Here is a 19,715-nt window from a genome sequence, read left to right as displayed (position 1 = left end):
GCAATCGGACGGGCCGATCGCTCGTCCGGTCACCTGTCGCAGCCGTGCCCCGCGTTACGGACAGTTGCCGATGACGTAGTATCCAGCCGATGTCTGCGCCAGCGTGTTCGAGTAAAAGACATTGTCCAGCCCCATGCTCTGGTTCGACCCGTTCGCATAGGCCGTACCACCCGAATCATGCGCACGGCCGGCCTGAACATGTGCATAGTTCGTTGCCGTCGTCTCGGTGCATGCGAAACTCGATTGCGTGGTTGCCGATACCGAAGACGACTGTGCGCTCTCCCCCGCACTTGGATCGATCTCGCTCACCGTATAGGAATAGGTCGTTCCCGCAATCAGCCCTGAATCCGTATAGCTCGCGGAAGCGGAAGAGCCGACCTTGCTTCCATTGCGATACACGTTGTAGCTCGTTGCGTTGGCAACGGCATTCCACGAGAGCGAGACGGTCGTCTGGGTGGTGCCGGCGACCGCCAGGCCGGTCGGCACGGAGCCAGACTGCGCCGGCCCCGACACCGCGCGAAGGTTGTTCTTAACCCAATAATCCATCAGGAAAACAGGATAGTTGATATGGGTGGCATCCACGTAGTTCGAGTTGTTTCCGCCTGATCCGGCGGGCCACGCATGCGACATCCCGGAAACGGAGATCTCATGCGTCCGAACCTTGCCGCTGCTGTCCGAATACGGTGTGTTCGTTCCGCCGCCAGGGATCGTGACTTTCGTGCCTTGGGTAAAGGTGCCGCCGTAAATGCTCCGGAAAGCTGCGGTATCGATCGGACCATAGGCCTGAGCAACCGTGTAATCCGATGTCCCCCAAACCGCGCCGGCGATCTGCGTCGAAAATTTGCTCAAGTTCGATCCCGCCCACGCCTTGCACTGATTCGCCGCCGTCGTTGCCGTGTACCCGCTCGGCACGTACCCGATCTGTGCAGTCGTCGTTCCCGGCGGCGGCCCAGCATTGATCCCGATCCCGGCGAAAATGTCCGGTGCGATACAACCCAGCACCATTGTCATGCCACCACCGGAAGACAGACCCGTGACGTACACCTGATTGGGATCGATCGCGTATTGCGAATTCGATACGAAGCGATTCACCAGATCCAGCAAGACGCCGACATGCCCTGCGCTCCGGCTCGGCGAAGTGTTCGCGTAATCCCAGCAGTGGTTGTAGTAAACGTTGCCAGTCGCGTTCGGTGCCAATATGATCGCGCCGTACTGATCGGCAATCGCCTTCCAGTTGAAGCCGGCCGTGCTGCTGTTGTTGATGACGTCGCCTGACGCGGTCTGCTGACAACCATGCAATACCAAAATCAGCGCCCGTTGACCGTTGGATGTGGTTGGCTGACTCGCCGGCCAGTAGAAATAACCCGTTAGATTGCCGCCATTGACGGAATCCGCAGCCCAGGTCTGCTGCGCGCTCCAGGTTCCAGGGCCTGGCGTGACAGCGGCCAATGCAGAAGTCGTTGCGAGCGCGACGAAGAAACCAACAAGCCACCGCCACTGGCGTCGTGAAAGCAATTGCATGACGTCTCCTTTACTTGTTTGGATACTGCATACGAAGCTGGCACGTGAGACCGTTCCGTCGTGAAAGGCCAGCCGATTCGGATCAAGCAGACCGACACAACACCGGCCGCGCCAGAGAACGGTCGAACGAACCGCGGTCGATTCCTGGCGCCGAGCGAATCATAAGCAGCATCCATGCCTGCTACCGGTCGATATTCCGGGCCCTCTCACTGACACGTATTGCAGCGGCGAGCTGCTCCTCCAGCCCGTAGCGCGTCATGCCGCCTTTCCATGGCCGGTGCGATCCATAACTGAAAGCGAGGAATCGAGACTTCATTTCCATGAATACGTCCACACAAGAAACGAAATTGATCAGGGGAACTCCCACTCCCGCGCGAATCTGCAAGTTGAGACACTGCTTCCCTTCGTCTCCAATCCGAGACGATTCGCAGCAAGCAGGACCGGACGGCACTGTCACACAACAAGGAGAAGATCCGAATGGCAACCGAGGTCGGCACGAACCTGAGCGACTACAACTACGTATGGGGGCGCGCGATGCGCTCACTCTTCGAAACCTTTAACAATTCTAGCGAGGGCACGCTGATCGTCGACCGACACGCCAAGGTCGTCTGGATCAACGAAAAATATGCCGCCCACTTCGGCTTTGCCGATCCCAAGATCGCGATCGGTCTCGATTGCGAGGCGGTCATCCCGAACAGCCTCATGCGAGAGGTCGTCGACACCGGCAAACCGATTCTGCTGGACATCATGGAAACCGAGCGCGAACCCTTCGTCGTGACGCGCTTGCCGCTGAAGGACGACAACGGCGCGATTATCGGCGCCATCGGTTTTGCGCTGTTTGGGGAGTTGAAGGCGCTCACACCGCTGTTCAGCCAGTACTCTCGCCTGCAGGCGGAACTCATCGCGGCGCGCCACGCACTGGCCCAGACGCGGCGAGCCCGATACGGGCTGGCGAATTTCATCGGCACAAGCCCCGCCAGCCTGGAAGTAAAGCGTCTCGCGCGACGTGCGGCCCAGGTCGATTCCCCTGTGCTTCTGCTCGGCGAGACTGGGACAGGCAAGGAACTGATCGCCCATGCGATACACGGTGCATCGGCGCGCGCCGACAAACCGTTCGTCGCCGTCAATGTCGCGGCAATTCCCGATTCGCTGCTCGAGGTCGAATTGTTCGGCGCGGCTGCGGGCGCCTATACCGGCGCCGACCGAAAAGGCCGTGTCGGAAAGTTCGAACTGGCTCACGGCGGCACGCTTTTCCTCGACGAGATTGGCGACATGCCGCTGTCGCTGCAGAGCAAGCTCCTGCGCGTACTTCAGGAAAAGGAATTTGAACCGCTGGGCTCGAACCGCGTGGTCGTGAGCAATGCAAGGATCATTGCGGCAACCTCGGTCGCACTGCCCGAGCTCGTCGCCGCACGTCGCTTCCGCGCGGACCTCTATTTCCGGCTCAACGTGCTTACCATTCAAACGCCGCCGCTGAGAAAGCGCACCCACGATATCGCCGCACTGTCCGACATGATCCTCGATGATCTGGCAGCGCATCACCATATAGATCGGCCGACTCTCAGCGACGACGCGCTGCAACTGCTGCGCGAGCATGCGTGGCCGGGAAATGTGCGCGAATTGCGCAACACGCTCGAGCGTGCGCTGATGTTTTCCGATCGCTCGTGCATCACCGCGAACGTGCTGGCGGCACATGTCGGCGGGAATATCGAAGCCACGCTCGCCGATGTCCTATGTGTCCGGGAGCCGCACGCGACACAGGACATGGACATCGACGGTACAAGCTACGAGGACGCAATGAAGATGTTCGAGAAGCGCTTTCTCAGTGCCGCGCTGCGATCCGAAGACGGATGCGTGTCGAAGGCGGCCGCACGCATCGGCATCGGGCGCGCAACCCTCTACAAGAAGATGGCCGCCCTCGGGATGTGACGTTGATCGACGTTAGCCGTCTTGTTCCTGTTTGAGCGCATGCCGGACCATCCACTGCGAAGCAGCCTGCACGCAGGACGCGTGTGGCGGCGTTGGCATGCGCCATTCGTCTCCGTTCGTGGACACCGCGTCTCACGCAAGAGACTTCGTCGTCGCGCTTCCGCGACCTTGCCGTCGAGGCGCGGTCGGCCGCCATGAGCGCTGCTCAGCATGGCACCATGGCCCGTAAATTGCTGATTCATTCGCCTACGAAGTCCGACACAAACACTACGACGAATCGAGACATGCATGACACACGATACGCCAATCACCGGGCAACGCGATCGCGCCGCAGCAATCGCGACCGCCTGTGCCACCGCGATGGCAACGATGGTCCTGGCGGGATGCGGTGGCGATGACACCGTCAAGCCGCAGTCCAATCAATTGCCGGCATTCGTCGCCGGCGACGTTCGAACCACGACTTACGACGGCAATACGGACGACCTGCTGACGGGTGGCCTGGGCAAGACCGGCCTCGCGTCGGCAACGCCGCCCGCATTCGCGAATGCCGCCAGCCCCACTGCGGCCGAATTGCGCCGGCTGGCCATCTGGTCCAACTATCGTGCGCTGGTCGACATGTCGTCCAACGGTGGGTATGGCCGCTTCTGGGGACCCAACGTCGATCTCGCCGGCAACGACACGCTTGGGGAAGGCAAGGTCCCCGGCACCGAATATCTCGCGTTCGCCGACGACGGCAGCGGCATTCAAAATGTCAGCCTGCTGGTACAGATTCCGACCGGGTTCGATCCCGCCCATCCGTGCATCGTCACCGCGACCTCGTCAGGCTCACGCGGCGTATACGGCGCGATTTCGGCGGCCGGCGAATGGGGCCTCAAACGCGCCTGCGCGGTCGCTTATACCGACAAGGGCACCGGGAACGGCGCGCACGAACTCGCGACCGATACCGTCACACTGATCGACGGGACACTCGCCGGCGCCGGATCAGCCGGGCATCGCAGCATCTTCACCGCCAATGTGGGTGCGGCGGCACTCGCGGCATACAACCGCGACTTCCCGAACCGCTACGCGTTCAAGCATGCGCATTCGCAACAGAACCCGGAGCAGAACTGGGGGAAGGACACGCTTGAGGCCGTGCAGTTCGCCTATTGGGCAATCAACCAGCAGTTCGGGCCGTTGCTGGACGGCTCACGTCGTGGCGTCCGCTATCTACCCGGTAGCATTGCAACGATCGCTGCATCGGTCAGTAACGGCGGCGGTGCATCGCTCGCTGCCGCCGAACAGGATACGCAAGGCTGGATCACGGCCGTGGTCGTCGGCGAACCACAGGTCAACGTGAACATGGGTGCAGGCGCACAGGTCCGCGAAGGCGGGTCGGCGATCAGTTCTGCGGGCAAACCGCTGGCGGACTACATGACGCTCGCGAACCTGCTTCAACCATGTGCCGCAGCCGCCAGCGAACTCGCTACGGCACCGTATCTAACCGCGTTGCCGCGCGCCACCACGAATGCGATCCGTGCGGCACGCTGCTCGTCACTCGCCGCTGCCGGCGTCATTTCCGGCAGCGACCTGCAAAGCCAGGCATCGAGTGCGCTCGCACAATTACATGCGGCGGGCTATGAAACCGATTCGGATTTCCTGCAGGCACCGATGTGGGATTCGCAGGCCGTACCAGCCGTTGCGGTCACCTATGCGAATGCCTATACGCGTTCGAGCGTGACCGACAACCTGTGCGGTTTCAGCTTCGGCACGACGAATGCTTCGGGCGCAGCCGCAGCACCTGCCGGTAGTTCACCGATGCTCAACGTCTTCGGCACGGGCAACGGCGTGCCGCCGACCAACGGAATCAATCTCGTTTACAACACCGGCACGAACGGGGCGGCTGACCACCGACTCGCCACCGGTGACGCGAGCTACGCGGGCGCCGCGTGCCTGCACGCGCTGTGGACGCAAGGCAATCCGGCGATGGCGACCAGCGTCTCGGCCGTGCGGGTGACCGGGAAATTGCAGAACAAGCCAACCATCATCGTGCAGGGCCGCAGCGATGCGCTCGTTCCGGTCAACCATGCGTCGCGCGCGTACCTTGCGCAGAACAGCATCGCCGACGGTACGCATAGCCAGTTGTCATTCTACGAAATCACGAATGGTCAGCACTTCGACGCATTCCTGTCCGTGGCCGGCTTCGATACGCGCTTCATCCCCGTTCACTACTACTATCTCCAGGCGCTGAACCTGATGTGGGATCACCTGACGCACGGGACGCCGCTGCCGCCGTCGCAGGTGGTTCGAACGACGCCGCGTGGCGGCGTGCCCGGACAGGCGCCGCAACTTGCCGCGGCGAACCTGCCGCCGATCATGAGCGTGCCTGCCGCGAATGCGATCCAGGTAGCGAACGGTATTGTCGATATCCCGCACTGACAGAATGATCCCCTACCCGGCGTCTTTCGCACCTCAATCCCGACGCCGCAAACAGGCAGTTGGTCTGGATGGCGGCGGGATATAACCAATCGCCAACGCACTTGACTGCTCGCCCATTCACTCGCGGCCGCAAGCCTCCGCTTGCGGCCGGCTCGGCACTCGGTGCGTTACGCGGGTGTGAATACGCCACGGAAGCGCATCTTCCCTGATGCCAGTCGATCGTATGCGTTCGTCGCTCCGTCAAGCGTAAAGGCTTCGACGATTGGCTTGACCTTCCCTTTCGCGACAAGCTCCAGCACCTCGCTCAGATGATGCAAACCGGCGTGCGTGGAGCCGACGATCCGCTGGTGCAGCATGTGGAACGGCTTTCCCTGCGACGAAATCGAGAACGGCCGGGTGAAGTCGATCCCGCACAGGACGACTCGACCATCGGGCCTGACTCCCGTCATCGCTTCCTCCGCGGACCGGAAATCATTGGTGGTCACGAGCAGAACGTCGGTGCCGCCCAGATCGCGCAATTCCGTGCCGCGTCCAACGACTTGGTCCGTGCCCAATTGCCGCGCCAGATCGTGTTGTTCGGCGAATGCGCCTGGATCGTTTGCACAAATGTCGCGCACAGTGCGGCTTCTACCGCATTCGATGCAATGCGGTTCGATACGTCGGCACAATGCAATTTGCTTGCGTAGTCAGATGGCCTCGCACCAGCACATCGCACGCCCGTCTCGCAGCGTCCCATGAGGCTCATTCATACGACGCGGGGAATTTTTCACGCACGAGCTTGAGCCATTCCTGCGCCGCGACCGAAAGTACGGCGTCTTTACGCCAGACAAAAGCAAGCCGCCAGTCGAGCTCTCGCGCTGTAAGCGCGATCAGCGTCACCCCGTCGTTGACGTGGCGATCCGCAACGAGCTTTGGAATGCACATAATGCCGGCGCCAGCTGCAACCAGCGCCAGCGCGAAATTCGGATGCGCGCTATGTGCGACCTCCCGCGGCGTAAATCCATTCGCCGCGCAAGCGTCGCGAATCCGCCGGTTAAGCAGGAAGCCCGGCTCGAGCATGACGAACGGCGCGTCGCGCAATTCATCAAGGCGCACGCGCTTGCGCGCCGCCAGCGGATGATTGCGTGGCACCGCCAGTACGATGGCGGCCCGAACGACAAATAACGATGCGAGGTCGGGCCGCACTGGCAGCAGCGTCACGGCAACTTCGATCTCTCCGGAACGCACGGCTTCTTCGAGATCTTCGCTGCCTTGCTCGCGCAGCGCGAGATCGATGCACGGAAAGCGCTCGTGATACAGCGCGATCAAATTCGCAAAGACTTCGGCGCTACCCACGGGCGCCACGCCGATTCGCAGCGTGCCGCGCCGAAGGCCGCGCAGCGCCTGCAGATCGGAGAGCAGCGTGTCCCGCTCGTCGAGCATCGCCTGTGCGCGCCGCAACACGACCTCTCCGGCCGCCGTAAGCCGGACATTCACACCTCGTCGACCGCGCTCGAGCAGGCGTTCGCCGAGTTCCTCTTCGAGTGTATTGATCGACTTGCTCAGCGCCGGCTGAGAGAGCGGAATGGCTTCCGAAGCGCGCGCGAAGCTGCCGTGTCGAACGATCTCGGTAAAGTAGCGCAGCGCCTTCAGATCCATTGATTTCACCTCGATGCGAGTGTCGACTCTGATCGCATTTGACTAGCGCCCTGTGGGGGAAAAGCCATATGCTCTGCACGCTCATGCAAATGTTACCCGAATCTCCGGCCGGCACATCGGGGTGACACCGCTATTGCATGAACCAGCCGTGACTGACGATGAACGACTGTCCAGTCATTGCCGCAGTCGGAAAGGCGGCGAGGAATTCCACCGTGTGCGCGACGTCGTCCGTGGTGGTGAAAACGCCGTCGACAGTCGTTGCGAGCATGACGCCCCTGACAACTTCCTCTTCGCTGATGCCGAGTTCCCGCGCCTGCTCGGGAATTTGCTTCTCGACGAGCGGTGTCTTCACATATCCAGGGCAAACGACATACGAGCGCACACCTCGGGATCCGCCTTCCTTCGCGAGCACGCGCGCCATACCGAGCAGTCCGTGCTTGGCTGTCACATAGCCGACCTTCAGCGGCGACGCCTCGTGCGAATGCACCGAGCCGATGTAGATTACAACGCCCCCGCGATCGTCGCGATACATGTCGGCGAGTGCGGCGCGTGTCGTGAGAAAGGCACCATCGAGATGGATACCCATCATCTTCTTCCAGTCGGAAAACGCGAACGACTCGATCGGATTCACCATCTGTATCCCTGCATTCGATACCAGAATGTCGATCGGGCCCAGTTGCGCACGAGCGGCTTCAAAGCCACGTTCAACGGCGCCCTCACTTGCGACGTCCATTTCGACGGCAATAGCGCGCCCACCGGCCGAGACGATTTCCCGCGCGACAGTCTCCGCCGCACCTGGATTTAGATCGGCAACCGCGACAGTTGCACCCGCACGCGCGAGACGCACCGCGATCGCCTTGCCGATTCCACTTGCCGCCCCCGTCACGAGTGCGGTCTTGTCTTTCAGATTCTGCATATCAGTTCTCCATGAAGCGCATTGGCGCCTCCAAAACGACGGCGTGCGATGGCACGCGGTATGGGACGAATCACGCGTGCTCGAGCAGCGCTTCTTCAGTCTTTGACGCGCTTCGCGCGCGATTCAAATCGGATGCAAGATAGTCGTACGCAACCTCGCCAAGCCCAAGCGTCAGGTCCGCGATGAGGTGCGTGCCCGACAGCACCTCAAGCACCGGCAGATCCGCGACCGGCGCAAGCGCATGAGCATTCAGTTGAAGGGCGGCCGGGCCGGACCACGCTCCTTTGACTTCGACGTCAACGCAGTTGTATTCGACCAGTTCGAGCACGCGCGGCGTTCCGTCGACGTGCGGCACGATCTTGAGCAAAAAACCCGGTGCTTCGATCGACCGGCGTGCTTGCGCAGCATCGAGTTGCGCATATTTGAATCCCATCGTTGCCGTCGCGACGAGCGATTTCCCGTAGCGCAACTCGCCGATCAGCGCATCTCCCTGTACTTCCAGCGTCGGCGACGCGATCTTCTTCGGGAACCCCCACATCTCGCGCCCTCCTGCCGTGGGCGCATGGCAGTCGAGATACATCGAGTGCACGTACATGCCTCGCCGGCCCTCATAGGTCACCGGGATGACCTGCCCTGACTCCGTGTAGTCGCCGAAGCCCGACGAATCAGGCATGCGGATGAACTCGTACTTGACGATCGGGTTGTCGACATCGATTTGGAGCGGTTCCGGCACGAGCGCCCGCAAGCGCCTCGGGTCGGTCCGGTAGGTGACGATCAGGAATTCCCGATCGACGAAGCGGTACGGCCCGCGGGAATAGGCAGGGCTCGTCAGGGGCATCGCATATGCGTTCGCCCGAACATCACTGATTTTCATGGCTCTTTCCTGTCGCGAACGACACGGCCTTTACAGTCGAATCGTCCGTCGCATGGTTGGACATTTCGAAGGCACGATGCTTCGCGTCGCGATATCGACGCTCAGCACGTGTCGTTTCGATGAACGACAATTTAGACGATTCCCATACCATTAAAAATTGAATGTTTTTTACCTATTCAATTTCCAAAAGAAATTGAATCCATGCTGTGCGCACTCTGCCTCATTGCATGAACGAGAGAAATCGAATGCTTGAATTTCTTTCATGCATCGCACGCGATGCAGTCCTTAGACTGATCCCGTCCATTTCCACCAATATGCTCCATGAATACACCCGTCTTACGGCCGCACGTTGTGATCATCGGCGGAGGCTTTGCCGGCCTGGCAACGGCAAGGGCACTGGCTCACGACGACGTCGAGATTACGTTGATCGACCGACAAAACCACCACGTATTCCAACCTCTGCTCTATGAGGTCGCCACGGCCGGCTTCTCATCGACGACCATCGCCGAACCGTTGCGGAGCATCCTCGCGCAACAGCGCAACGTGACGGTACTGATGGACGAAGTGCTGACCATCTCGACCAACGATCACACTGTTCTGTGTGCGGGCGGCACGCTGCATTACGACTATCTCGTCGTCGCGGCAGGCGCGGGCCAATCGTATTTCGGTCATGACGAATGGGCACCTCACGCGAGGCCCCTGAAGACGGTTGACGACGCGCTCGAACTTCGAACGCGTTTGCTGACGGTGTTCGAAACGGCTGAACGTGAGCATTGGAGCGTTGCGCCGACGTTCGTCGTCGTGGGCGGCGGCCCGACTGGCGTCGAGCTCGCGGGGCACATTGCGGAACTCGCGCGCCAAACGTTACGAAACGACTTCCGCCGTGTGACGCCGACGACGGCACGCGTGGTGCTGGTCGAGGCGGCCGAGCGCATATTGAGCGCGATGTCCGCAGCCGCCTCCCGCCGCGCGCGGGTCCAGCTAGAGCGTCTAGGCGTCGAAGTCGTGACATCCGTCGGGGTCACCGATATCGACACACAGCAAGTGCGGCTGTCCAACGGCACGTCGATCGCCGCCCATTTCGTCACATGGGCTGCCGGGGTCGCGGCGTCACCGCTCGGACGCGCGCTTGGCGCCGCAGTCGATCGAGGTGGGCGCGTGATCGTGCAACCGGATTTGAGCGTGCCCGGCCATCCCGAGATATTCGTGATTGGCGATTTGGCCGCGTGCCGACAGTTGGAAGGACGGCTGGTGCCTGGCGTCGCGCCGGCCGCGAAACAGATGGGGCGCTACGTCGGCACCGTGATTGTCGCTCGCCGCAATGGCACGCCAGCACCCGGTCCGTTCACCTATCGCGACTATGGCTCGCTCGCAACCATTGGACGCAATGCTGCCGTCGCCGATCTCGGGCCCATTGCACTGTCGGGACGGACAGCGTGGTTGTTCTGGCTGTTCGTGCATATCCTTTTTCTCCGCGGCGCGCGGCTACGGATCGCGGCTACCGCCACGTGGCTATGGCGCCTGACTGTCGGGTCGCGTGCGGCTCGCCTCATCATCGCCCCCTCCCCACGGACACAGACTATGGCCCGTCCCACCCCAATCATCGATTCGGTCGAAGACAATGCATGATGTCGCGCGCGTACACAATCGATCGGACACACCACCATCGAGCCGAGGATGATATCGGGACAGTAAGGAACGAGCGACTCCCGGAGTCATCGATTACCCGGCGAGCGCGGTCACTGTAGAAACTCTGCAGTCCATGCGACTTCATATTGATCACGAAGATGGATACGTTACAAAACATGCGGGCGTTCGTCCGCGTTATTGAAGCTGGTAGCTTTACTGGTGCTGCCCAGTCACTGAACTCGAACACCGGCGCAATGTCGCGTGCGGTTTCGGAACTCGAAGCGCACCTGCGTGCGCGCTTGCTCAATCGTTCGACAAGAAGACTGGCGTTGACAACGGCAGGCGACCGATATTTGAAGCGCTGCCGACAGATTCTTGCAGACATCGACAACGCCGAAGAGGAAGCAGGTTCCGCACATGAGAGGCCGATGGGTGCGTTGCGCATGCACAGTTTTGCCAGCATCGGTCAGCACTATGTTTTGCCGGCGATCTCACGCTACCGCGCCCTGCATCCGGAAGTCACGGTCGAACTCGCACTCTCGCAACGCATGCCGGATTTGTTCGAAAGCAGCGCGGACGTTGCGGTGATCACGGCCGCATCGCTGCCCAACTCGGATCTCGTCTCGCAAGAACTTGGCACTACGTTCAGCATACTCTGCGCATCACCAGCGTATATCCATGCGCGCGGCGTACCGCAGGCGCCAGCCGATCTCGCCCGTCACGAATGTCTGATTCTGAATACCCCGGTGTTTCCAGCGCGCGAATGGGTCCTCGAGGGGCCAGGGGGCAATGAAAGGCTGGAAGTTGACGGGCCGGTCCAAGTGAACATTGCGGAGTCACTGGCCGTTGCCATTCGGGAAGGCATGGGAATCGGCATATTGCCGCTCTGTGCCGCGATCGCCGGACTGCTCGACGGCACACTCGTGCGCGTGCTGCCGAAGCACACGCTGCAGAGAATGAACATTTATGCGCTTTATCCATCGCGCAAGTTCGTGGACGCGAAGACGAAAACATGGGTGGCGTTTCTCCGCAACCACTTGCCGACGGCTCTCGCGCGCGACAAGGCGCTGCTCGATAAAGTCACGCACAAGCAAGCGGATGAACCGAACATTTCAGTTTCGGAGGCGAAGGCAAACGAGCCGTAACCGGCATTCGCAACGAAAGCACGAGGTATCAAGCAGCGATCGGCCGGGCGGCGTATTTCGCATCATCCGGCCGCCCTGAATTGCCGCAGGGTCTCCACCGGCACGATTGCATTCGCTTTCGCTTCGACAGTGGCGCAAGCTACCGATCGCGGTGACAGTGTGCATGGGGTACATGTCGGCGCAGGAAGCACATCGGGACAACAACCACTACCTGATGCACCGGTACAACTGGATACGACCGCATCAGTTCAACGACGGACTGGCGCCGGCCGTTGCGGAAGAAAAACTTAACGCAGTGTCCGGGATGAGTTGACCACTTCATACTGATGCTGCCAACTCGACAGGACTTCGATGCAATGGGCTACGCTAGCGGAATTAAAGGACACAAGAACCACACTGACGAATGACGTAATTCCGATCCTATAATTGCGGCCCTCTATATCCCATCTACGCAACGGATGTCATTGACCTGCATTCTCGAAGACTGCCGCGATGCCCTGCCCCCCGCCGATGCACATCGTAGCAAGCGCGTATCTTCCCCCGATGCGCCGCAGTTCGTGGACGGCCTTCGTGACGATGATCGCACCCGTTGCGCCGATGGGATGGCCAAGCGAGATCCCGGATCCGTTGGGATTGACCTTGTTGGCGTCGAGTCCCAGCTCCTTTGTAACGGCGAGGGCTTGGGCCGCGAATGCCTCGTTCGCCTCGATAACGTCCAGATCCGCAACCTCGATTCCAGCCCGCGCGAGCACAGCTCGCGTCGCCGGCACGGGACCGATTCCCATGTACCTTGGGTCGACGCCCGAGTGAGCATAGGCAACCAGTTTCGCAAGGGGCTTCAATCCATACGACGAAACGGCACGCCCGCTCGCCAGTACAACGGCGCTCGCGGCGTCGTTGATACCTGAAGAATTCCCCGCCGTAACGGTTCCGGACTCGCGCTTGAATACCGGCCGCAAGGCCGCGAGGTCCGCCACTTCACAGTTGAACCGGACATGCTCGTCGGTATCGAAAGTGGTCTCTCGCCCCTTGCGGTTCAAGGTAATCGGAACCATCTGCGTGGCAAATCGGCCTTCCTGAATTGCTCGCTGCGCTCGCCGGTGACTCTCTAGTGCGAGTTGGTCCTGCTCGATGCGGCCAATCTTCCACTGCTCGGCCACGTTCTCTGCCGTGACACCCATGTGGATCCCGAAGAACGGGTCATGCAGCACACCGGTCATGGCGTCGATCAGGGTGGCATCTCCCGAGCGGACACCCCAGCGGGAAGTTTGGCTCAGGTACGGCGAGCGGCTCATGCTTTCTGCGCCGCCGGCAATGGCGATATCAACGTCCCCCATCGAAATGGACTGCGCTGCGCTGACGATCGCCTGGAGCCCGGAGCCGCACAGGCGGTTGACATTGAACGCTGAACACGCGTTGTCGCAGCCCCCGTTGAGCGCCGCTACCCTGGAAAGGTACATGTCGGCAGCCTCGGTGTTGATGACGTGACCGAAGACGACTTGCTCGACACGTTGGCCGTCCAGACACGCGTGCTCCAGTGCGGACCGAACCACCTGTGCCGCCAGCATTGTGGGAGGCACCGACGCCAGCGACCCGCCGAATGCGCCAATGGCCGTTCTGACCGCGCCGATGACAAAGACGTCGTTCTTCATGCAGATTCCTGTTGGTTGACTACTGGGCCGTCCATCCGCCATCCATTGGAAGGCTGATGCCCGTGATGTTGCTTCCTGCTTCGCCCACAAGAAAGAGCACGGCGGCAGCAATGTGTTCCGGAGTAGTAAAACGCTCGCTTGGTTCTTTCTCTGATAACAGCGCCGCTATTGCGCCGAGATAAGAGAGGTTTGCGTGACCCATTTTCCTGTCGATTTGAGCGTCGAGAAGCGCAGTCTTGACCCACCCGGGACAGATCGCATTGCAGGTGACGTTCGATTTGGCGTTCTCCAGTGCGATCGTCTTCGTCAAGCCGACCACCCCATGCTTGGCAGCGACATATGCGGCCTTCTCCGTGGACGCAATCAGTCCGTGAACGGACGCCATGTTGATGATGCGACCATAGTCCCGTTCTCTCATTCCCGGCAGCACGGCCGCGCAGGTGTGAAATACCGAGGAAAGATTGATCGCGATGATGTCGTCCCACTTCGTGATCGGAAAGTCTTCGACTCGAGCGGTGAACTGGATGCCAGCGTTGTTGACGAGCAGGTCAACGTGGCCAAACGAATCCTCAACGTCCGCAATAAGACGTCGGGCTGCCGACGCGGTCCGCAAGTCAGCATCGAAGTGCCTCGGCAAGTCGGCGTGGGTCGCACGAGAGGCGACCTGGTCGACGGCGTTCGCAATTTCATTGGCCGTTCCCAGGCCGTGAAGCGCAATCCGCCACCCAGCCGCTGATAGTGCGTCGGCGATCGCCAGGCCGATTCCGCTGGTCGAGCCTGTGATGAGTGCGGTCTTCATGTGGCAGCCCGAACGATTCATGCGAGATCCTGCATGTTCAGAAGAACGGCACCCATGCGCTGTTCGTTCTCGACGATCTCGTGCGCGCGTGCACAGTCTCGAAGTGGCAGTGCCGAATGGATCGGCACATCAAGCTTGCCGTGCTCGAGAAGACGATTGATGTGTCCAGCTGCGTCGGCCCGCTCCTTGGGCGTCAGCAAATAGACCAACAGGAATTGAAGCCGGATGCCCTTGAAGAGGAATTTGTAAAAAGGCATCTCGGGCCGCATTACCCTTGCCGAACCATAAGTGACAACCGTCGCACGCTCCGAGAGGAGATCGCCCAGATACTCCGCGTTGGCACCAAACTCAACCTCAACGGCGTGATCGATTCCTCGTCCGTTCGTCGCGGCGAGCACGTCTTCGACGAAGGTGGAACTCTTATAATCGATGAATGCGTCGGCACCCGCGCTTTCGATACGCTGCTGCTCGATCGAATCATGTCCGGATGCGACAACAAATGCGCCTGCCTGCTTCGCGAACTGCACCGCAAGCCTTCCGACTGTGCCAGCGCCGCCACTGATCAGGACCGTACGTCCGGTCAGATACCCAAAAGCAAGCGTCGCGTGGCATGCGGTAAGCGCGGGAATGCCAAGCGCCGCTCCAGTCAGATACGACGTATTGTCCGGGAGCGGAAAGACGAGCTGTTCGTCGATCGCGATGTATTGAGCAGCCGTACCCATCGCGCGACGCCACTGCCCGTTGCTTACCCAGACCCGGCTTCCCGGAGAAAACCGGTTGCTTCCGGGGCCCGATTCGACAACGATCCCGGCACCGTCGCTGTGCGGAATCACGAAGGGGAAAGGAAGCTCGCTCTTCCCGGCACGAACCCCTGCTCTGGCCTTGACGTCCGACGGGTTGACACCCGACGCATACAGTTGCACGAGGACCTCACCCGGACCAGGGGACGGCATCGGGCGATCCCCGGTCACCAGAACGTCGCGTGCAGCGCCAACGCGCTCATACCATACAGCCTGCATCATTAACCTCCAAAGTTGCTGAGTTGCAAGGGGAAATTGTAGGCACGCCCCGTCGATCGAAAAAGCGCATAATACGGATCGCAGCTATCTGACTAATCGATTGATATGCGAGATTTAGATATTGACCTCGTCCGCTGCTTTGTCGCCGTAGCGGATACGCGGAGCTTCACGGGGGCGTCGAAGCGTCTTTGCAGATCCCAGTCTGCGGTGAGCACACGGGTTCAGCGGCTTGAGGAACTGGTCGGCGTCGAACTTTTTACGCGGAGCAGCCGCCAAGTAGCGCTAACCGCGGCAGGTGAGCAGTTCCTCAACTACGCCATGGGACTGCTGCGCCTGAACGACGAGGCCGTAGGCATGCTCGGCCGCAGCAGTCTGGAAGGTCAATTGCGGCTCGGCATTGTCGAGTATCTGGTTCCTCACCGCCTACCGGAGCTGCTCGCCCGGATCCGCAGGCTGATGCCGCGAGTCGAACTCACTGTCCGGGTGGCGCTCAGCGAGGCGTTGCTCCATGCGTTCGATGCGGGAGAACTTGATGTAGTCGTAGTGAAGGAACTGGAGGGGCGCGGTTCCCCCCGGCTGTTCCGCGAGGAAAAGATGCTTTGGGTCGCTGACCAAAACCTGGAGCAGCCATCGCCCATCGTCAACCTATGCTTGCTGACCGCGCCCTGCACGTTCCGGACTACGGCAATCTCAGCGCTCAATTCGAGCGGAATCCAATGGCGTGAAGCGCTAACGTTGAGCAGCATCGTCGGTGTTCAGTCCTGTGTCGGCGAGGGTCTCGGCGTGTCGGTGCTATGCGAATCCGCATTGGCCTCTGGGCTGGTCGCCCTGCCACAAAACGATTCAGCCTGGCCAATGTTGCCGACGATACGCCTCGTAACCTACGATCGCAGTCCTAATTCGCTTACCCGAGCGTTGATTGATCTGCTGAAGGCCTAGGCGGCGCTCTGGTATATCCAGTGGCCCGGCCGTAAATGGGTGCGGGGAGCGCACAGTCAGCGCAAGCGGCTTGAATTGGCACATTCTCCATGTCACAAAGCGAAAGCGCGGGGCCCGTCGGCGCGACGTGCGTGCGCGCTGATGTTGGTGGCGCGGCCGGCACGGCATTACGAATCCAAACTCACTGCACGGGATGGGCCGGTGCTGACGGCGATAACCGTTCTGTCGGGGCAAATTACCCGCTATGGGTACCGGCGGATTCAGATCTTCGTGAAACGGTAACCCGCCGAGTTTCTATTCGCGGTGGTCTGCGCGAGAAAGTCGACCAGCGAATCGTACAGGCGACCAAATATATCATTCGCGACGCCAACGTGGACCTGTCGCCCGAATATCAACCCGCCTTGCGCGAGTCGCCCGTTGTTGACATCGAAGCCGCTCTCCCCTTGAGACCACCACCGAGATCTCCGGCACCCTTCAGCCCGCACCGGCTGCCCTGAACGTAGACTCGACTTCGGACACGGCTTACGCGTGCGATCGATAGCCGCCGTCTCGCTGAGCTCCCTGGTGCGTAAGGTGCAGGCGCACGCAAGCGCTCGACGCAAAATCCCGACGAATCCCGCTCAATCACGCCCCTTACGGCGTCTGCAGCGTGCCGTCCTTCAGCCGTGTCTGCGTCCAAGTCGTCACCGTGTTCTCGCACGGATATTTCGCGGCTTCCGCTTCATCGATATCGACGCCCAACCCCGGTCGCTCGTTGGCGTACACATATCCATCCCGAAATTCGGGGAGGCCCTGAAATACATCGAGCAATGCAGCCGTCGGCCCCTTGAGCTCCTGAATCACGAAATTGGGCGGCTCAGTCCCGGACCATTCCTGCACACCGAAATTGCGCGCGGCGAGATCGATATGAATGTTTGCTGCATGCCCGAGGGGCGACATGTCGCCCGGGCCGTGCCAGGCTGTTCTCACGCCGAACTGCTCCGCGAAAATCTGCAGTTTGCGGCCGGCGGTAATGCCGCCGATCTGGCTGAGATGAACCCGGATGAAGTCGATCAACCGCTCAGTTATCAGGAAGCGCCACTCGTAGGGGTTGTTGAACAACTCGCCTTGCGCGAGCGGCGTCGATGTCTTTTCCCGGAGCTGGCGAATCCATTCGCCCTCTTCAAGCGCGATTGCATCTTCGAGAAAGAACAGGTCGAATGGCTCCAGTTCACGCGCAAAGCGAATGGCCTCGATCGGCTTCAGGCGCTCATGAACATCGTGGCACAGCTCGACGTCAAAGCCGATCCTGCTGCGAATGCCATCGAACAACTTCAGCGTGTCACGCATGTATTGCTTGCTGTCCAGATAGACGCCAGCGACCGCCCCGCGCGGCGCGCTCGTCGGCGCCTTGCCGTATCCGCCGCCGCCATAACCGCCACTCTGGCAGCGAATGTGCGTGATGCCTTGCTCACGATACTTCTGGATGTTCTCGCACAGCTCGCCGAGATCGCGGCCGTCCGCATGCCGGTAGACCGGCACGCCTTCACGGCATTTCCCCCCGAAAAGCTGATACAGCGGCATGTTCGCCATCTTGCCCTTCAGGTCCCACAGCGCCATGTCGACGCCCGAAATCGCATTGTTCTCGATCGGGCCGTTACGCCAGTATGCGTTCTGGTGCATCAACTGCCAGAGTTCCTCGATGGCCTCCGCATCGCGGCCGATCAACAGCGGTCGCAAATATTCTTCGATGACATACTTGACGGCGACATGCCGGTACGCGAACGTCGCGCATCCAAAGCCATGCAAGCCGGGCTGGTTGGTCTCGATCTTCACGACGATCAGATTGATACCTTCCGGCGCGGTCAGGATGACCTTAACGTCAGTAATCGGAGTGGTCATTTCTGTCTACCAATAGCGAGTCAATGAATCGGGAGATGCGGCACACTTCACGTGCGGCGCAGCGAGACGGCCGGTTCCTCGTCCGGACGCTGCCCGGAACGGGCAGGAACGGTAATCATCAGGATTACCGATAGCAGCAGTGCAACCGCCATGAAAATGTACGAAGCCGACGGGCTACCGGTTGCGCCATTCAGATAGCCGACGACCCACGATCCGAGGAACGCACCCAGTGCGCCGCTCGAATTGATGATGCCGATTGCACCACCCAGCACGTTATCGGCACCAGTTCGGGCACCAGCGCGAAGAATGGCCCGTACGGCGCATACATCGTCGCGCCTGCAATCACGAGCAGCGTGAACGAGATCCAGAAGTGCGAGCCGCCGACCAGGAACGACGCAGCGAGCGCAATCGTGCCAATCAGCAGCAGCGGCCAGACGAACAGCTTGCGGTTGCGTGTTTTGTCCGACAGCCACGACGCGAGCAACATCAGGATGATCGCGGCGAAGTACGGAACAGCGGCGAGCCAGCCGACCGACACGATGTCGATTTTCGATGCACCCTTGAGGATCGACGGCAGCCACATGATGAAGCCGTACACCCCGATGCTCCACAGCGTATGAATCGCGCAGCATTTCAGTACGATTGACGAGCGGAATGCGGCCTTGTAGTCGCGAACCGGCGCGATATGCGCCTGCTCTGCTTTCAGACGCGTGTCAAGTTCGGCCTTTTCGTCATTCGTCATCCATGGCGCATCGGCCGGACGATCCTTGACGGTGAACCACCAGACCACCGCCCAGGCAAGCGCGGGCAATCCTTCGATGACGAACATCTCGCGCCACCCGAAGCTGCGAACCAGATAGCCCGACACAACCGACATCCACAACACGGTCACCGGATTGCCGAGAATCAGGAACGTGTTCGCGCGCGAGCGTTCCGTGCGCGTGAACCAGCGGCTGATGTACATCAGCATCGACGGCATGACTGCGGCCTCGACGACACCAAGCACGAAGCGCAGGACCATCAGCATCGGTATGTTGCTGACCATCCCGGTCGCTGCCGCGCACAGGCCCCACAGGATCAGGCTGATGAAGATCAGTTTCTTCACGCTGTTGCGCTGCGCGTAGATCGCGCCCGGCACCTGAAACAAGCAGTAGCCGAGGAAAAACAGCGAGCCGATCAGCGACGACATGCCATGGGTGATGCCGAGATCCTTGTCGATCCCGGCGGCCACGGCGAAACCGTAATTCGCGCGATCTAGATAGGCAAGGCTATAGGTGACAAAGATGATGGGCATCAGATACCACCATCTTTGGGGAGCTACAGGTTTGGCGCTTTCCATGATGTCTCCGGATAGGTGT

The 19,715-nt window shown here is 60.6% G+C and carries 14 protein-coding genes and 4 pseudogenes; 7 read left to right on the top strand and 11 right to left on the bottom strand.

The window, feature by feature from the left end:
* Positions 1-54: 54 nt before the first annotated feature.
* Positions 55-1,521, bottom strand: coding sequence for a PHB depolymerase family esterase (locus DIE11_RS32395; protein WP_124489150.1), 1,467 nt, complete (start codon positions 1,519-1,521; stop codon positions 55-57).
* Between the two features lie 477 nt (positions 1,522-1,998).
* Between DIE11_RS32395 and DIE11_RS32390 the strand changes: the two genes are divergently transcribed.
* A complete protein-coding gene (locus DIE11_RS32390; RefSeq protein WP_124489149.1) occupies positions 1,999-3,450 on the top strand; it encodes a sigma-54-dependent Fis family transcriptional regulator in 1,452 nt (483 codons plus the stop codon).
* 360 nt (positions 3,451-3,810) lie between these two features.
* Positions 3,811-5,865, top strand: coding sequence for a D-(-)-3-hydroxybutyrate oligomer hydrolase (locus tag DIE11_RS32385; protein ID WP_260430312.1), 2,055 nt, complete (start codon positions 3,811-3,813; stop codon positions 5,863-5,865).
* A 167-nt stretch (positions 5,866-6,032) separates the two neighbouring features.
* On the opposite strand, the gene DIE11_RS32380 is transcribed toward DIE11_RS32385, so the two are convergent.
* The 4 genes from DIE11_RS32380 to DIE11_RS32365 form a co-directional block, all read right to left on the bottom strand.
* A complete protein-coding gene (locus tag DIE11_RS32380) occupies positions 6,033-6,482 on the bottom strand; it encodes a zinc-binding dehydrogenase (RefSeq protein ID WP_260430310.1) in 450 nt (149 codons plus the stop codon).
* 124 nt (positions 6,483-6,606) lie between these two features.
* Positions 6,607-7,503 carry a LysR substrate-binding domain-containing protein gene (locus DIE11_RS32375; protein WP_124489147.1) on the bottom strand — a complete coding sequence of 299 codons (897 nt, stop codon included), beginning with the start codon at positions 7,501-7,503 and terminating at the stop codon, positions 6,607-6,609.
* Positions 7,504-7,633: 130 nt separating this feature from the next.
* Positions 7,634-8,419: a 3-hydroxybutyrate dehydrogenase gene (locus DIE11_RS32370; RefSeq protein WP_124489146.1), complete on the bottom strand. Its 786-nt coding sequence runs from the start codon at positions 8,417-8,419 to the stop codon at positions 7,634-7,636.
* Between the two features lie 70 nt (positions 8,420-8,489).
* On the bottom strand, positions 8,490-9,293 hold the full coding sequence (locus DIE11_RS32365; RefSeq protein ID WP_124489145.1) for an acetoacetate decarboxylase: 804 nt from the start codon (positions 9,291-9,293) through the stop codon (positions 8,490-8,492).
* Positions 9,294-9,614: 321 nt separating this feature from the next.
* Between DIE11_RS32365 and DIE11_RS32360 the strand changes: the two genes are divergently transcribed.
* From DIE11_RS32360 to DIE11_RS32345, 3 genes and pseudogenes are all read left to right on the top strand, one after another.
* Positions 9,615-10,922, top strand: coding sequence for an NAD(P)/FAD-dependent oxidoreductase (locus tag DIE11_RS32360; RefSeq protein ID WP_124489144.1), 1,308 nt, complete (start codon positions 9,615-9,617; stop codon positions 10,920-10,922).
* 158 nt (positions 10,923-11,080) lie between these two features.
* Complete coding sequence (locus tag DIE11_RS32355; protein WP_124489143.1) at positions 11,081-12,067, top strand: LysR family transcriptional regulator; 987 nt, start codon at positions 11,081-11,083, stop codon at positions 12,065-12,067.
* A 163-nt stretch (positions 12,068-12,230) separates the two neighbouring features.
* Positions 12,231-12,380, top strand: a pseudogene (locus DIE11_RS32345) (IS3 family transposase); the annotation flags it as partial.
* 148 nt (positions 12,381-12,528) lie between these two features.
* Here the strand turns inward: DIE11_RS32345 and DIE11_RS32340 are convergent.
* From DIE11_RS32340 to DIE11_RS32330, 3 genes are read right to left on the bottom strand one after another with little or no spacing between them, the layout of a single operon-like run.
* A complete protein-coding gene (locus tag DIE11_RS32340) occupies positions 12,529-13,719 on the bottom strand; it encodes an acetyl-CoA C-acyltransferase family protein (RefSeq protein WP_124489142.1) in 1,191 nt (396 codons plus the stop codon).
* A 19-nt stretch (positions 13,720-13,738) separates the two neighbouring features.
* Complete coding sequence (locus tag DIE11_RS32335) at positions 13,739-14,518, bottom strand: 3-hydroxybutyrate dehydrogenase (protein WP_260437232.1); 780 nt, start codon at positions 14,516-14,518, stop codon at positions 13,739-13,741.
* Positions 14,519-14,535: 17 nt separating this feature from the next.
* Complete coding sequence (locus DIE11_RS32330; RefSeq protein WP_124489140.1) at positions 14,536-15,540, bottom strand: NADPH:quinone reductase; 1,005 nt, start codon at positions 15,538-15,540, stop codon at positions 14,536-14,538.
* 102 nt (positions 15,541-15,642) lie between these two features.
* On the opposite strand from DIE11_RS32330, the gene DIE11_RS32325 reads away from it, so the two are divergent.
* Positions 15,643-16,476 (top strand): LysR substrate-binding domain-containing protein, encoded by an 834-nt coding sequence (locus tag DIE11_RS32325; RefSeq protein ID WP_124489139.1) that lies wholly within the window; start codon positions 15,643-15,645, stop codon positions 16,474-16,476.
* 99 nt (positions 16,477-16,575) lie between these two features.
* Positions 16,576-16,755, top strand: a pseudogene (locus DIE11_RS32320) (IS3 family transposase); the annotation flags it as partial.
* On the opposite strand, the pseudogene DIE11_RS37595 reads toward DIE11_RS32320, so the two are convergent.
* From DIE11_RS37595 to DIE11_RS32305, 3 genes and pseudogenes are all read right to left on the bottom strand, one after another.
* Positions 16,746-16,978: pseudogene (locus tag DIE11_RS37595) on the bottom strand (porin); the annotation flags it as partial. The pseudogenes DIE11_RS32320 and DIE11_RS37595 overlap by 10 nt on opposite strands.
* Positions 16,979-17,109: 131 nt before the next feature.
* Positions 17,110-18,357, bottom strand: coding sequence for an enolase C-terminal domain-like protein (locus DIE11_RS32310; RefSeq protein WP_124489138.1), 1,248 nt, complete (start codon positions 18,355-18,357; stop codon positions 17,110-17,112).
* 47 nt (positions 18,358-18,404) lie between these two features.
* Positions 18,405-19,696, bottom strand: a pseudogene (locus DIE11_RS32305) (MFS transporter).
* Between the last annotated feature and the right edge of the window lie 19 nt (positions 19,697-19,715).

It is taken from the genome of Burkholderia sp. Bp9012 (assembly GCF_003853825.1).
GTDB lineage: Bacteria > Pseudomonadota > Gammaproteobacteria > Burkholderiales > Burkholderiaceae > Burkholderia > Burkholderia diffusa.
This window is presented reverse-complemented; position numbering and strand designations above follow the sequence as displayed.